The sequence below is a fragment of the Verrucosispora sp. CNZ293 genome (assembly GCF_002754655.1).
Genome location: NZ_PEFR01000001.1, coordinates 3,623,991 through 3,637,797, shown reverse-complemented (window position 1 = coordinate 3,637,797; position 13,807 = coordinate 3,623,991). Strand labels below are relative to the sequence as shown.

Below are 13,807 nucleotides of genomic sequence, written 5' to 3'. Positions count from 1 at the left end.
CGACCGGCGGTGGCGAGGCTGCGTCCGTGGGTGGTGATCCCGGGTGGTCCGGCGTTCCGGTTCCTCGATTCCCCGGATCCGGTGGCACGATGGGGGGCATGGCGGCTCCGCAGGTTGCACCGGTCGAGACCCCGGACACCGATGAGGTGCCGGCAGCCGACCGACCGTGGGTGACGATCGTGTGGGACGACCCGGTCAACCTGATGACCTACGTGACCTGGGTGTTCCAGAAGCTCTTCGGATACAGCCGGGAGAAGGCCGAGCAGCTCATGCTGGATGTGCACCACAAGGGCAAGGCGGTGGTCTCCAGCGGGGCCCGGGAACGCATGGAACACGACGCCTCCCAACTGCACGCGTACGGTCTCTGGGCGACGGTGGACCGGTCGTGAGCATGTTCCGTCGCCGGGGAGACCGGTACGTCGCCACCTTCGCGGTGGACGAGGTGCGTGTGCTCCGTAAGGTCGCCTCCGAGGTGGTCGGCCTGCTCACCGATGGTTTCGACCACTCCGACCCGGTTGTCTGCCGGCTCTTTCCGGAGGCGTACCCGGACGACGCGGCAGGCACCGCGGAGTTCCGCCGGTACACCGAGGGTGATCTGAAGACCGCGAAGATCGACCAGGCCGGTGCGATCCTGGCCGCGCTGCCCGGCGACAGCGGCGGCGAGGTCCGCCTGGACGCCGAGGCGGCCGAGGCGTGGTTGCGCGCGCTCAACGACGCCCGGCTGGCGATGGGCGTGCGGTTGGAGATCAAGGACGGGACGGATCTGGGCGCGGAACTCGATGACGCGGTCGCCGACGATCCCAGTTCCAGCCGGGTGTTCCAGCTTTCGGTCTACGCGTATCTCGGTTATCTCCAGGAGTCCCTGCTCAACGCCTTGATCGACTGACTGTGACCGGTGCCGCCTCGCGGTTGGCGGCACTCGGGCGCTACCCTTGGCGACGTGCTGAGCATCGACCGGTCGATCGTTGACGCGATCGTCGCCCACGCCCGTCGGGATCACCCCGACGAGGCCTGCGGCGTGGTCGCCGGTCCCGTCGGCAGCGACACGCCGACCCGGCACATCCCCATGGAGAACGCCGCCCGGTCGATGACGTTCTACGAGTTCGACTCGATGGAGCATCTGCGGGTGTGGCGCGAGATGGACGACCGGGACGAGGAACCGGTGGTCATCTACCACTCGCACACCGCAACCGAGGCGTACCCGTCGCGTACGGACATCTCCTTCGCCGGTGAGCCCGGCGCGCACTATCTGCTCGTCTCCACCCGGGAGCCCGACACGGAGGAGATCCGCTCCTTCCGCATCGTGGACGGCGTGGTGACCGAGGAGCCGGTGCGGATCCTCGACGCCGGGGTGGATCCGCACGCCGTGCAGTCATACATGTTCGGGCAGAGCCCGGCGACGGTCGACTACGAGTGTTCGGGCCGCTGACCAACCTCAGCTCCCCGCACGCCCTTCCCGTCACCGAGCACCCACCCGATCGAGGAGTACGACACCATGGCCATCGAGGTTCGCATCCCCACCATCCTGCGCAGCTACACCGGCGGCGCGAAGGTCGTCGAGGGCAGCGGTGACACGCTTGCCGACCTGCTCACCGACCTGGACTCCCGGCACAGCGGGCTGCGTGGCCGGCTGGTCACCGAGGCCGGCGCGCTGCACCGCTTCGTCAACGTCTACGTCAACGACGAGGACGTCCGATTCCTCGGTGCGCTGGACGCCAAGCTCAACGACGGCGACAGCGTGACCATCCTGCCCGCGGTGGCCGGCGGCGCCTTCGGCTTCGCCGCGGCGGCGGCCATGGCGCAGCACGTCGCCTCCGCGCCGGCCGGGGGCCGGACGCGCGTCACCGCGGGCTGAGGCGGCCGCGATGGCGCGGTACGACAGCCTGCTGGACGCCTGCGGCGGGACACCGCTTGTGGGTCTGCCCCGACTGTCGCCGACGGTGCCCGAGGGCGCGCCGCCGGTACGGCTGTGGGCGAAGCTCGAGGACCGCAACCCCACCGGCAGTGTCAAGGACCGGGCCGCCCTGTTCATGGTCCGGGCCGCGGAGGCCGCCGGCCGGCTCCGGCCCGGCGACACCATCCTGGAGCCGACAAGCGGCAACACCGGCATCTCCCTGGCCATGGTGGCCAAGTTGCGGGGGTACCGCCTGGTCTGCGTGATGCCCGAGAACGTCTCCACCGAGCGGGTGCAGCTGCTGCGGATGTACGGCGCGGAGATCATCTTCTCGCCGGCCGCGGGCGGTTCCAACCAGGCGGTGGCCACGGCCAAGCAGATCGCCACCGAGCATCCCGACTGGGTGATGCTCTTCCAGTACGGCAACGAGGCGAACGCCCGGGCGCACTACGAGACGACCGGGCCCGAGCTGCTGCACGACCTGCCGACCGTCACCCACTTCGTGGCCGGGCTCGGCACCACCGGCACCCTGATGGGCACCGGGCGCTACCTGCGCGAGAAGGTCGAGGGCATCCAGATCGTCGCCGCCGAGCCCCGCTACGGCGAGCTGGTCTACGGGCTGCGCAACATCGACGAGGGATACGTCCCGGAGCTCTACGACGCGACAGTGCTGACCCGCCGCTTCTCGGTCGGCACCCGGGACGCGGTGCTGCGGACCCGGCAACTGGTCGAGGTGGAGGGGCTGTTCGTCGGTTTCTCCACCGGGGCGGTGCTGCACGCGGCGCTGGCCGTGGCGCACGAGGCGGTGCGGGCCGGCCGCCGTGCCGACGTGGCGTTCGTGGTCAGTGACGGTGGCTGGAAATATCTGAGCACCGGGGCGTACGGCGGCACGCTAGCCGACGCGGAGGAGGCGCTGGACGGTCAGCTCTGGGCCTGACCTGCGGCGCGATCGACATGTGACGAGGGCCACCGGCATCGCGCCGGTGGCCCTCGTCGCGTCGGCTCGTCCGAACCGGCCACTCCGGTGACGGGTGGTCGATCGGACGGGCGAAACCGGTGTCACGTTGATGACAACTTCCAGCAGATCATTCTTGCCCTTGCATGCGCGGGCGTAGGCTGCGCAGCGTGGCGTACGCGTCGGTAGTGATCATCGCCGGAGCGGCGGCCGGCACGTTCACTACCTACCGTGACAGCGAGACAACTCGATGCGACTGACCGTCCTGGGCTGTGCGGGCAGCTTCCCCGGACCCGAGTCCCCCTGCTCGGCCTATCTGGTCGAGGCCGAGGACTTCCGGCTCCTGGTCGACTTCGGCTCGGGTTCACTGTCCACCCTGCAACGCTATGCCGGGCTGCACGCCCCGGACGCCATCCTCCTGACCCACCTGCACTGCGACCACATCCTCGACGCCGCGACCTACGTGGTGGTGCGCCGGTACGCCCCGGACGGGCCGTACCCGCCGCTGCCGGTCTACGCGCCGGCCGGCGCCCCGGACCGGCTGGCCGCCGCGTACGGGCAGGAGGACAGCACCGTCGAGGACGTCTACCAGTTCTACGCGCTGCAACCCGGCACCTTCCCGATCGGCCCGTTCACCGTCACCGTCGACCGGGTGCTGCACCCGGTCGAGACCTACGGTGTACGCCTTGAGCACGGCGGCCGGGTGCTCTGCTACTCCTCGGACACCGCCCCCTGTGAGGCGTTGCTGCGGCTGGCCCAGAACGCCGACGTCTTCCTCTGCGAGGCCAGCTACCTCGACGGCGTCGACAATCCGCCGGACCTGCATCTCACCGGCGGCGAGGCGGGTGAGGCGGCCGCCAAGGCCAACGTCGGGCGACTGCTGTTGACCCATCTGGTCCCCGCCTGGGGCAGCGAGGCGCTCACTGTCGCTGCCGCGTCCGCCGCTTACGCCGGCCCGCTGGAAGTGGTCCGCCCCGGCGCCAGCTACGACGTCTGATCCACCGGGCGCGGGTTCGTGCCGCACTGTTCGCCGAGCGGTCAGGTGGACGTCTCCTGGACCTTCGCTGCCACCACCACCGTGAAGGCATGCGGATCGCCATGGTGACCGAGTCGTTCCCGCCCGACGTCAACGGAGTCGCACACTCGGTCGTGCGGGCCGCCGAACACCTCGTCACCCGCGGCCACGAGCCGTTGGTGATCGCGCCCGCCCCGCCGGGGACGCTGCGCCGCGACCCCGACCGGTACCCGTACCCGGTGGTCCGCATCCCGAGCGTGCCGTTGCCGCGCTACCAGGGCTTCCGGCTCGGCGTACCGACGAACAACCGGCTGGCCGGAGTGCTGCTGGACCACTCGCCCGACGTGGTGCACCTGGCCAGTCCGTTCATCCTCGGCGCCCGGGCGGCGACGCTGGCGGCCCGGCACGACCTGCCCACCGTCGCCGTCTACCAGACCGACGTCGCCGCCTACGCCAGGGCGTACCGGGTCGGCTGGGGTGAGGCAGCGGCCTGGCGGCGGCTGCGAGAGATCCACAATTCGGCCCGCCGTACGCTCGCCCCCTCCACCCGGGCCGCCGAGGATCTCGCCGCGCACGGCGTGCAGCGGATCTGGCTGTGGCGTCGAGGCGTCGACGCTGAGCGCTTCCACCCCGCCAAGCGCTGCCCGAGCCTGCGCCGGGCCTTCGCGCCGGACGGGGAACTCCTCGTCGGGTACGTCGGCCGGCTCGCCCCGGAGAAGCGGGTCGACCTGCTCGCCGCCACCGCCCGACTGCCAGGTGTCCGGGTCGTGGTCGCCGGTGACGGCCCCGCCCGCCGCCAGCTCGAACGGGACCTGCCCGGGGTGCGGTTCCTCGGCGTCCAGCAGGGCGAGGCACTGGCCCGCCTCTACGCCAGCCTCGACCTGTTCGTGCACACCGGCCCGCACGAGACCTTCGGCCAGACCGTCCAGGAGGCGTTGGCCAGCGGGGTGCCGGTGGTCGCGCCGGCCAGTGGTGGTCCTGTCGATCTGGTCACCCCGGGGGAGACCGGCGTGCTGGTGCCACCCGGGGACGACTCGGCGATCGCCACAGCGGTGGCCGGGCTGGCTGCCGACACGGCACGCCGGCAGGCGTACGGGCTGGCCGCCCGGGCCGCCGTGCACGGACGTAGCTGGGCGACGGTGGGCGACGAACTCGTCGGGCACTACCGGGCCGCCCTCACCACCACCTCGGTCGTCGACCTGCCGGCGGCGTCGTGACAGGCGTCCACCCGGACCACACCACCACGCTCCGGACCACCACGACGCAGGTCGCGGGTACCCCTACCGAGTCGCTCCGGATCGTCCGGCTGGCCAGCTTCGTCACCGGGACCTCCGGCGGGCTGCGCACCGCGTTGCAGCAGCTGGGCGAGGGCTACCGGGCGGCCGGCCACGATCCGGTGCTGGTGGTGCCGGGCCGCCGCGACGACGACAGGCGACACCCGTGGGGTCGGGTCGTCACGCTTGCCGGCCCACCGCTGCCGCACAGCGGCGGCTACCGGTTGCTCACCGCCCGACGCCGGCTGTCGCGGCTGCTGACCACGCTCGCGCCCGACCGGCTGGAGGTGTCCGACCGCTCGACGCTGCGCTGGACCGGCGACTGGGCGCGGGCGAACGGCGTGCCCTCGTTGATGGTCTCGCACGAGTCCCTCACCGGCCTGCTGGGCGCCTGGGGGGTACCCGGCGCGCTGGGGCGGCGACTCGCCGACCGGCTGAACGCCGAGACGGCCCGCCGTTACGACCGGATCGTCTGCACCACCCGATGGGCGGCCGAGGAGTTCACCCGCATCGGCGTACCGCACGTGGACCTGGTGCCGCTCGGCGTCGACCTGGCCACCTTCCACCCCGGCCGGGCCGACCCGGCGGTGCGGGAACGGTACGCCGGACCGGACGAGGTGCTGCTTGTGCACTGCGCGCGGCTGTCCGTGGAGAAACGGCCCGAGCTGGCCGTCGACGCGTTGGCGCAGCTGCGCCTGGCCGGTGTGCCGGCGGTGCTGGTGATGGTCGGCGACGGACCGCGCCGCAGCGCGGTGCGGCGGCGGGCGGCCGGCCTGCCAGTCACCTTCACCGGCTTCCTGCCCGACCGTCGGGCCCTGGCGGCGGTGCTGGCCAGCGCCGACGTGGTCCTGGCCCCCGGCCCGGTGGAGACCTTCGGTCTGGCCGGTCTGGAGGCGCTGGCCTGCGGCACCCCGGTGGTGGTCAACGCGGCAAGCGCGCTGCCCGAGGTGATCGGCTCGGGTGGGCTCGCCGCCGAGGGCTCCGCGGCGGCGATCGCCGGGGCTGTCCGTCAGCTGCTGACCCGACCCGAGGCCCGGCGGCGGGCCGCCGCCCGGGACCGGGCGGAGCGGTTCGGCTGGCCGGCGGCGGTCGCCGGGTTCCTCCGCGCGCACGACGCCGACCGCTGACGCGGCCGGTCACGGCCTCGACGCCGGAAAACTTTCCGCGTCGACCTCGCTGGCGGACACCCGGGGAGGGTTAGTTCAGCGCACCACATAGGGTGCAGGCATGGCGCGACCTGACGGGCGGCGACCCGACCAACTTCGACAGGTGACCCTGACCCGCGGTTGGAGCACCCACCCCGAGGGGTCGGTGCTCGTGGAGTTCGGCGGCACCCGGGTGCTCTGCACCGCGAGCGTCACCGAGGGGGTGCCGCGCTGGCGTCGCGGTTCCGGGCTGGGCTGGGTGACCGCGGAGTACGCGATGCTGCCCCGGGCCACGAACACCCGTTCGGACCGGGAGAGCGTCAAGGGCCGGGTCGGTGGGCGTACCCATGAGATCTCCCGCCTGGTGGGCCGGAGCCTGCGGGCCGCCATCGACCTCAAGGCGCTCGGGGAGAACTCGATAGTGCTCGACTGCGACGTCCTGCAGGCCGACGGCGGCACCCGGACCGCCGCGATCACCGGCGCCTACGTGGCGTTGTACGACGCGGTCAACTGGCTCGCCGCCCGCAAGGCCCTGAACGGGAAGCCGGAGAAGGTGATGCACCGTTCGGTGGCGGCGGTGAGCGTCGGAGTGGTTGACGGCGAGCCGCGCCTCGACCTGTGCTACGACGAGGACGTGGCCGCCGAGGTCGACATGAACGTGGTCTGCACCGGCACCGGCGACTTCGTCGAGGTGCAGGGCACCGGCGAGGCAGGCGTTTTCGCCCGCGACCAGCTCGACGCCCTGCTCGACCTGGCCATGGTCGGCTGTCTGGACCTGGCCGAAGCCCAGCGGAAGGCGCTACTCCCATGAACAAGGTGCTGCTCGCCACCCGGAACCAGAAGAAGCTGATCGAGTTGCAGCGCATCCTGGACGGGGCGCTCGGCGCGCACCGGGTCGCCCTGATCGGGCTGGACGACGTCGAGGCGTACCCGGAGTTGCCGGAGACCGGGCTGACCTTCGGCGAGAACGCGCTGATCAAGGCTCGGGAGGGCTGCCGGCGTACCGGGCTGCCGACGATCGCCGACGACTCCGGGCTGGCCGTCGACGCGCTCAACGGGATGCCCGGGGTGTTCAGCGCCCGCTGGGCCGGGCGGCACGGTGACGACCGGGCCAACCTCCAACTGGTGCTGGACCAGATCGGCGACGTGCCGGACGAGCACCGGGGCGCCTCCTTCGTCTGCACCGTCGCGCTGGTGCTGCCCGGTGGCAAGGAACACCTGGTCGACGGCCGGCAGGCGGGTCGGCTGCTGCGCGCCCCGCGCGGCGACGGCGGGTTCGGCTACGACCCGATCTTCCTCGGCGACGGCCAGGATCGCACGAACGCCGAGCTGACCCCGCAGGAGAAGGACGCGATCAGCCACCGGGGCAAGGCGTTGCGCGAGCTGGCCGCCCTGGTCGCCAAGGTGCTCCCGCCGATCAGCTGAGCGCCCCTGCCCGAACCATGGTCGGCGCTGCGGTCTTGAGGCCGCCCCTTACCCTGACGGCACCTTCGGCGGGGGAGGCGGCGGTGCAGGTCACTGAGGTCACCGACTTCGGACTGCGGTCCGCCGTGTTGACCCTGGCGCGCACCGGGTCGCCCCTGCGTTTCGTACTCTTCCCGATGGTCCACATCGGAATGCCGAGTTTCTATCAGCAGGTTGCTCGCCGGTTGGCCGGATACGACCTGATCGTCGCCGAGGGGTACGACGGGCCGAGCAGCACCGGGCTCGCGTACGCCATCGCCTTTCGACTGACCCGGCAGCGCGGCGCCGCCCGGGTCGTCCATCAGGACATCAACTACGACGCGCTCGGCGTGCCGGTGGTGTGGCCGGAACGACTGGTCCGCGACGGCCGGCGCGACCGGCTGCCGTGGTACGGCTGGCTGGACGTGCTCTTCCTCATACCGGTGCTGACGGTGACCGCGGCCGTCGGCGGGCGGAACCGGTTCCTGCGTCGTACCGCCGAGATCAGCGATGACAGCGAGTTTCGGATCCGGTTCCTGCAGAAGATGTTGGTCAACGACCGCGACGAGGAACTCCTCGCCGAGTTGGCCCGGATCCACGACGAGTGTGGCCACGAGGCGATGCAGGTGGCGGTGGTCTACGGCGCGGGCCACATGCCGGCCGTGATCCAGACCCTGCGCGAGCGGTACGGCTACCGCGTCCTCCGCGGGGCGGAGTGGCTGGACGTGGTCGAGGTGTGAGGCCCGCGCCCTGGCCGGCCTGGGGCGTCCGGGCCGGCCGGGGCATCCGGACTCAGCCGAGGGGTCCGATCTCCTGCTCGATCGCGGCGCGCAGGTCGGGGCCGACCAGCACGGCGCGGGCGGCCTCCATCAGCGGGGCGAGGAAGACGTCCGGGCCGGGGTCGCCGACGGCCCCGCCGAGCGCGGTGATCGCCGCCCGCCCGGCCGGTGAGGGGACAAGCGGTGCCCGCAACTGCAACCCGCGTACGGCGGCGAGCAGTTCCACCGCGAGCAGGCTGGCCAGGTTGTCCAGGACGGTGCGCAGCTTCTTTGTCGCCGCCCAGCCCATCGAGACGTGGTCCTCCTGCATGCCGCTCGTCGGCAGCGAGTCCACCGAGGCCGGCGCGGCCAGCCGGCGGTTCTCCGCGACGATCCCGGCGGCGGTGTACTGCGCGATCATCAGCCCGGAGTTGACCCCCGCGTCGGGGGAGAGGAACGCCGGCAGGTCCCGGGACCGGGTGACGTCGAGCAGGCGGTCCACCCGACGCTCGGCGATCGCGCCCACCTCGGCGGCGGCGATGGCCAGGAAGTCCGCCGCGAAACCCAGGGGCGCGCCGTGGAAGTTCCCGGTCGACTCGACCCGGCCGTCGGGCAGCACCACCGGGTTGTCCACCACCGAGACCAGTTCCCGGGCGGCTGTGGTCCGGACGAACTCCAGGGTGTCCCGTGCCGCGCCGGCCACCTGGGGTGCGCAGCGCATCGAGTAGGCGTCCTGCACCGCGTGCGCCAGGTCGTCGCGGTGCGAGTCCATCACCGCGGAGTCCTGCAACAGTCTGTGGATGTTGGCCGCCGAGACGCCCTGCCCGGGGTGCGGGCGGATGGCGTGCAGTTCCGGTAGGAACGGCCGTTCCGAGCCGAGCATCGCCTCGATGGCGAGGGCGGCGGTCACGTCGGCCATGGTGAACAGGTGGGCGGCGTCGGCGATGGCGAGCAGCAGCATGCCGAGCATGCCGTCGGTGCCGTTGATCAGCGCCAGCCCCTCCTTCGCGGCCAGCTCGACCGGGGCGAGGCCGGCCCGGCGCAGCGCGTCGGCGGCGGGCAGCCGGCCGCCGTCCGGGCCGAGCACCCAGCCCTCGCCGAGCAGCACCAACGCGCAGTGCGCCAGCGGGGCCAGGTCACCTGAGGCACCCAGCGAACCGTGTTCCGGCACCCACGGGGTGACCTCGTGGTTGAGCAGGTCGACAAGGGCCTCGGCGACCAGCGGGCGTACCCCGGAGTGGCCGAGCGCCAGCGAGCGGACCCGCAGCAGCATCATCGCCCGCACCACCTCCCGGGGCATCGGCGCGCCGACCCCGGCGGCGTGCGACCGGATCAGCGCGTGCTGCAACTCGGCGCGGCGCTCGGGGGCGACGAAGGTGTTCGCCAGGGCCCCGAAACCTGTCGACACGCCGTACACCGGGCGGCCGGCGGCCTCGATGCCGTCCACGATGGACCGGCTGGTGGCCATCGCGTCGACGGTGGCCGGGTCGAGGACCACCTTCGCGCCGCCCCGCGCCACGGCGAGCACGTCGGCGGGGGAGATTCCGGTGGGCTGGATGGTGACGGTCATCGCGGTACTCCGTTGTGCAGAACCTGGCGGACGAGAGGCACCCCGGGCCGGTAGGCCAGGTGCCTGTGGGACGGTGCGTCGAGGATGATCAGGTCGGCTCGGGCACCGGGTCGCAGCACGCCGATGTCGTCGCGGCGCAGCGCCCGCGCGCCGCCGGCCGTCGCGGCCCAGACCGCCTCCGCCGGGGTCATCCCCATCTCGCGTACGGCCAGGGCGATGCAGAACGGCATCGACGAGGTGTACGACGAGCCGGGATTGCAGTCGGTGGCCAGCGCCACGGTGATCCCGGCGTCGAGCAGCCGGCGGGCGTCCGGGTAGGGCGACCGGGTGGAGAACTCGGCACCCGGCAGCAGCGTCGCCACGGTGCTGGTGTGCCCGCCGTCCATCGCGGTCGAGGCAAGCGCGTCGACGTCGGCGTCGGTCAGGTGGGTGCAGTGGTCCACACTTGCCGCTCCCAGCTCCACCCCGAGTCGCACGCCGGGGCCGGGGCCGAGCTGGTTGGCGTGCACCCGCACCCCGAGCCCCATGGCCTGCCCGCAGGCGAGGACCGCCCGGGCATGGTCGGCGTCGAAGGCGCCCCGCTCGCAGAACACGTCGATCCAGCGGGCGTACGGCGCGGCGGCGGCCAGCATCGGCCCGCAGACCAGCGACACGTAGTCGTCGGGACGGGCGGCGTACTCGGCCGGGACCACGTGTGCGCCGAGGAATGTGGTCTCCGTGCTGACCTCGGCGGCGATCCGCAGCGAGCGGGCCTCGTCGGCGACGGTGAGGCCGTACCCACTCTTGATCTCGATAGTGGTGGTGCCCTGCCGCAACGCCTCCGCGTGCAGCCGGCGCACGGTGGCCCGCAGCTCGCCGTCGGAGGCGGCCCGGGTGGCACCGACAGTGGTGCGGATACCGCCGCCGGTGTACGGCTCACCGGCCATCCGGGCGGCGAACTCGGCGGCCCGGTCCCCGGCGAAGACGAGGTGGGCGTGACTGTCCACGAAACCGGGCAGCACTGCCGCGCCGGCGGCGTCGATCCGTCGGTCCGCGGCCGGCGCGTCGGCAGCCGGGCCGATCCAGGCCACCTCACCGTCCTCGACCAGCACCGCGACGCGTCGCCGGATCCCCAGCGGCCCGCCCTCGCCCAGACCGGCCTGGTTGGTGACCAGCTCACCGATGTTGTCGACAAGCACACTGATCACGGCTGCACCTCCGAGATCGCGGTCGCCAGTTCCCGGGGCGCGTCCACGCGTACGTGCCGGCCGTCGCGGACCAGCACCTGCCCGTCCACCACCACCTGCGCGACGTCGGCAGCGCTCGCCGCGAACCAGACGCCCGCCGGGCTCACCCCGGCCGTGCGGACGCTGTCCAGCCGTACCGTGACCAGGTCGGCGCGGTCCCCGACGGCGATCCGGCCGGCGTCGGTCCAGCCCAGCGCGGCGTGCCCGGCGCTGCTCGCGGCGGTCAACAGTTCCGCCGGGGTGAAGTGGCCCCGCCTGCGGGTCCGCAGCCGCTCGTCCAGTTCGACCGCCCGCGCCTCCTCGAACATGTCGATCACGGCGTGGCTGTCGCTGCCCAGGCTGAGCGGAATGCCGGCGTCGGCCATCCGGCGGGCCGGCCCGATGCCGTCGGCGAGATCCCGTTCGGTGGTCGGGCAGAGGCAGACCCCGGTACGGCTGTCGCCGAGCAGACCCACGTCGGCGCTTGTCGGGTGGGTGGCGTGCACCGCCGTGGTGGCCCGGCCGAGCACTCCGTGGTCGGCGAGCAGGCGCGTCGGTGTGCACCCGTGCACCGCCCGGCAGGCGTCGTTCTCGGCTGGCTGCTCCGACAGGTGCACGTGCAGTGGCGCGTCGCGGCGCTGCGCCCAACCGGCGACCGTGGCGAGCTGCTCGGCCGGCACCGCGCGTACCGAGTGGATCGCGGCACCGAGGCGGACGTGCCCGCCGGCCGGAGTGAACGCGTCGACCCGCTCCGCCCAGCGCAACGCGTCGCCGTCGCCGAAGCGCTGCTGCGGCCCGGTCAGCGGCCGGCCGTCCACCGAGGCGGTCAGGTAACAGGCGTCCAGCAGGGTCAGCCGGATGCCTGCCTGCGCCGCCGCCTCGACGAGCGCCGCGCCCATCGCGTTCGGGTCCGCGTACGGGGTGCCACCCGGGCCGTGGTGCAGGTAGTGGAACTCGCCGACGCCTGTGACGCCGGACAGTGCCAGCTCGGCGTAGACCGCCCGGGCCAGCGCCAGGTAGGAGTCGGGGTCGAGATTGGCGGCGACCGCGTACATCTGGTCGCGCCAGCTCCAGAAGTCGCCGCGCCCGGAGTGGGTGCGTCCGCGCAGCGCCCGGTGGAAGGCGTGGGAGTGCGTGTTGGCCAGCCCCGGCAGGGTCAGCCCCGGCAGCCGCACCGCGTCGACGAGCACGTCGACTCCGGCGTCGGGACCGCCGTCCGTGGCGAGCGGGGTGACGCCGGTGATCCGGTCGTGCACGGTCTCGATGAGCACGTCCGGGGTGGGCTCGGCCGCCTCGGGCAGCCAGGCGTACTCCGCGAGCCAACGCGTCGACGTCATCGCAGCAGCTCCCCCAACACCCTGGCCAGGGCGACCACCCCGGCGGCGCAATCGGCGTCGGTGGCCGATTCGGCGGGGGAGTGTGACACCCCTGTCGGGTTACGCACGAAGAGCATCGCGGTGGGTACGTGCGCCGCCAGCACCCCCGCGTCGTGCCCCGCGCCGGTGGGCAGCACCGGAGCGGCCAGCAACCGGGCCAGCCGGTCGGCCAACCCGCCGTCGAAGGCCACCAGCGGGGTCGCTGACTCCTCGGTCAGCGTCACCTCGGTGCCGTCGCGGCGGGCCCGTTCGCCGGCCTTGACCCGTACCGCCTCCACCAGGCCGTCGAGCGTGTCCGGTTCGGCGGCGCGGGCGTCCAGCCAGCCGATCACCCGCGACGGGACCGCGTTCGTCGCGTTCGGCTCCACCACCACCCGGCCCATCGTGGCGTGGGCGTCGCGCAGCCGGGCCTCCTTGTTCGCCGCCAGCACCGTGAACGCGTACGTGAGCATGGGATCGCGACGGTCGGCCATCCGGGTCGTACCCGCGTGGTTGCCCTCGCCTGAGAAGTCGAGACGCCAGCGGCCGTGCGGCCAGATCGCGCTTGCCACCGCGACCGGCGCGGCCTGGTCGACAAGCGCGCGGCCCTGCTCGACGTGCAGCTCCACGAAGGCCGCGAAGCGGCCGAGCAGCCCCGGATCGGCACCCGCCGGCCGGGCCCCCAACGCCTCGGCGAAGCTCACCCCCGCCGCGTCGCGCAGCCCGCCCGCGCGATCGGCGTCGATCTGCCCGGTGAGCAGCCGGGAACCCAGACACGGTACGCCGAACCGGGCCCCCTCCTCCTCCACGAACGCGCCGACAACCAGCGGACGCGCCGGCGCGACACCTGCCGCCCGCAGCTCGTCCACGGCCAGCCAGGCGCTGACGATGCCCAGTGGTCCGTCGTACGCGCCGCCGTGCGGCACCGAGTCGAAGTGGCTGCCGGTCAGGATGGCATCCCCGGCGTCCGGGTCACCCCACCAGGCGAACAGGTTGCCGTTGCCGTCCCCGGTGACCGGCATCCCCCGCGCGTCGGCCTGCTCCCGGAACCACTCCCGCAGCCGCAGCTCCGGCTCGGTGAACGCGTACCGCAGGTAGCCGCCGCTGCGCTCGTCCCGCCCGATCGGGGCGATCTCGTCCCAGAGCTGCCGGAATCTGTCGGGCCGGAGCCGGTCCTGTGCCGTGTGCGTCAA

15 protein-coding genes are annotated in these 13,807 nt (G+C 72.9%); 11 read left to right on the top strand and 4 right to left on the bottom strand.

The window, feature by feature from the left end:
• Nucleotides 1–98: 98 nt before the first annotated feature.
• The 11 genes from clpS (at nucleotide 99) to CLT74_RS16435 (ending at nucleotide 8,466) form a co-directional block, all read left to right on the top strand.
• Complete coding sequence (gene clpS, locus CLT74_RS16485) at nucleotides 99–389, top strand: ATP-dependent Clp protease adapter ClpS (protein WP_093401920.1); 291 nt, start codon at nucleotides 99–101, stop codon at nucleotides 387–389.
• 2 nt (nucleotides 390–391) lie between these two features.
• The gene (locus tag CLT74_RS16480; protein WP_199172393.1) at nucleotides 392–886 is read left to right on the top strand and encodes a DUF2017 domain-containing protein; all 495 of its coding nucleotides are present in this window, start codon (nucleotides 392–394) and stop codon (nucleotides 884–886) included.
• Between the two features lie 54 nt (nucleotides 887–940).
• Nucleotides 941–1,429: a M67 family metallopeptidase gene (locus CLT74_RS16475; RefSeq protein WP_093401918.1), complete on the top strand. Its 489-nt coding sequence runs from the start codon at nucleotides 941–943 to the stop codon at nucleotides 1,427–1,429.
• A 66-nt stretch (nucleotides 1,430–1,495) separates the two neighbouring features.
• Nucleotides 1,496–1,855, top strand: coding sequence for a MoaD/ThiS family protein (locus tag CLT74_RS16470; RefSeq protein WP_099847334.1), 360 nt, complete (start codon nucleotides 1,496–1,498; stop codon nucleotides 1,853–1,855).
• Nucleotides 1,856–1,865: 10 nt separating this feature from the next.
• Nucleotides 1,866–2,831 (top strand): PLP-dependent cysteine synthase family protein, encoded by a 966-nt coding sequence (locus CLT74_RS16465; RefSeq protein ID WP_099847333.1) that lies wholly within the window; start codon nucleotides 1,866–1,868, stop codon nucleotides 2,829–2,831.
• 268 nt (nucleotides 2,832–3,099) lie between these two features.
• Complete coding sequence (locus tag CLT74_RS16460; protein WP_099847332.1) at nucleotides 3,100–3,846, top strand: MBL fold metallo-hydrolase; 747 nt, start codon at nucleotides 3,100–3,102, stop codon at nucleotides 3,844–3,846.
• Between the two features lie 89 nt (nucleotides 3,847–3,935).
• Nucleotides 3,936–5,081 carry a glycosyltransferase family 4 protein gene (locus tag CLT74_RS16455; protein WP_099847331.1) on the top strand — a complete coding sequence of 382 codons (1,146 nt, stop codon included), beginning with the start codon at nucleotides 3,936–3,938 and terminating at the stop codon, nucleotides 5,079–5,081.
• Nucleotides 5,078–6,265, top strand: a complete 1,188-nt coding sequence (locus tag CLT74_RS16450) for a glycosyltransferase (protein ID WP_099847330.1) — start codon at nucleotides 5,078–5,080, stop codon at nucleotides 6,263–6,265. Before CLT74_RS16455 ends, CLT74_RS16450 begins: the two co-directional genes overlap by 4 nt.
• Before the next feature lie 100 nt (nucleotides 6,266–6,365).
• The gene (rph, locus tag CLT74_RS16445) at nucleotides 6,366–7,094 is read left to right on the top strand and encodes a ribonuclease PH (protein WP_099847329.1); all 729 of its coding nucleotides are present in this window, start codon (nucleotides 6,366–6,368) and stop codon (nucleotides 7,092–7,094) included.
• A complete protein-coding gene (rdgB, locus tag CLT74_RS16440; RefSeq protein ID WP_099847328.1) occupies nucleotides 7,091–7,708 on the top strand; it encodes an RdgB/HAM1 family non-canonical purine NTP pyrophosphatase in 618 nt (205 codons plus the stop codon). Before rph ends, rdgB begins: the two co-directional genes overlap by 4 nt.
• A gap of 83 nt (nucleotides 7,709–7,791) precedes the next feature.
• A complete protein-coding gene (locus CLT74_RS16435) occupies nucleotides 7,792–8,466 on the top strand; it encodes a hypothetical protein (RefSeq protein ID WP_099847327.1) in 675 nt (224 codons plus the stop codon).
• A gap of 52 nt (nucleotides 8,467–8,518) precedes the next feature.
• On the opposite strand, the gene hutH is transcribed toward CLT74_RS16435, so the two are convergent.
• The 4 genes from hutH to CLT74_RS16415 are packed head-to-tail and all read right to left on the bottom strand — an operon-like array spanning nucleotide 8,519 to nucleotide 13,807.
• The gene (gene hutH, locus CLT74_RS16430) at nucleotides 8,519–10,054 is read right to left on the bottom strand and encodes a histidine ammonia-lyase (RefSeq protein ID WP_099847326.1); all 1,536 of its coding nucleotides are present in this window, start codon (nucleotides 10,052–10,054) and stop codon (nucleotides 8,519–8,521) included.
• On the bottom strand, nucleotides 10,051–11,241 hold the full coding sequence (gene hutI, locus CLT74_RS16425) for an imidazolonepropionase (RefSeq protein WP_099847325.1): 1,191 nt from the start codon (nucleotides 11,239–11,241) through the stop codon (nucleotides 10,051–10,053). Before hutI ends, hutH begins: the two co-directional genes overlap by 4 nt.
• Entirely contained in the window at nucleotides 11,238–12,596 is a 1,359-nt protein-coding gene (locus CLT74_RS16420) for a formimidoylglutamate deiminase (protein WP_099847324.1), read from the bottom strand. The genes hutI and CLT74_RS16420 overlap by 4 nt, the downstream gene beginning before the upstream one ends.
• A complete protein-coding gene (locus CLT74_RS16415) occupies nucleotides 12,593–13,807 on the bottom strand; it encodes an allantoate amidohydrolase (protein ID WP_486582349.1) in 1,215 nt (404 codons plus the stop codon). Before CLT74_RS16415 ends, CLT74_RS16420 begins: the two co-directional genes overlap by 4 nt.

Bases quoted from the DNA above. Each gene is read 5' to 3' on its own strand.
- clpS (WP_093401920.1), top strand. From the start codon at position 99: ATGGCGGCTCCGCAGGTTGCACCGGTCGAGACCCCGGACACCGATGAG.
- CLT74_RS16480 (WP_199172393.1), top strand. From the start codon at position 392: ATGTTCCGTCGCCGGGGAGACCGGTACGTCGCCACCTTCGCGGTGGAC.
- CLT74_RS16470 (WP_099847334.1), top strand. From the start codon at position 1,496: ATGGCCATCGAGGTTCGCATCCCCACCATCCTGCGCAGCTACACCGGC.
- CLT74_RS16465 (WP_099847333.1), top strand. From the start codon at position 1,866: ATGGCGCGGTACGACAGCCTGCTGGACGCCTGCGGCGGGACACCGCTT.
- CLT74_RS16460 (WP_099847332.1), top strand. From the start codon at position 3,100: ATGCGACTGACCGTCCTGGGCTGTGCGGGCAGCTTCCCCGGACCCGAG.
- CLT74_RS16455 (WP_099847331.1), top strand. From the start codon at position 3,936: ATGCGGATCGCCATGGTGACCGAGTCGTTCCCGCCCGACGTCAACGGA.
- rph (WP_099847329.1), top strand. From the start codon at position 6,366: ATGGCGCGACCTGACGGGCGGCGACCCGACCAACTTCGACAGGTGACC.
- rdgB (WP_099847328.1), top strand. From the start codon at position 7,091: ATGAACAAGGTGCTGCTCGCCACCCGGAACCAGAAGAAGCTGATCGAG.
- hutH (WP_099847326.1), bottom strand. From the start codon at position 10,054: ATGACCGTCACCATCCAGCCCACCGGAATCTCCCCCGCCGACGTGCTC.
- CLT74_RS16420 (WP_099847324.1), bottom strand. From the start codon at position 12,596: ATGACGTCGACGCGTTGGCTCGCGGAGTACGCCTGGCTGCCCGAGGCG.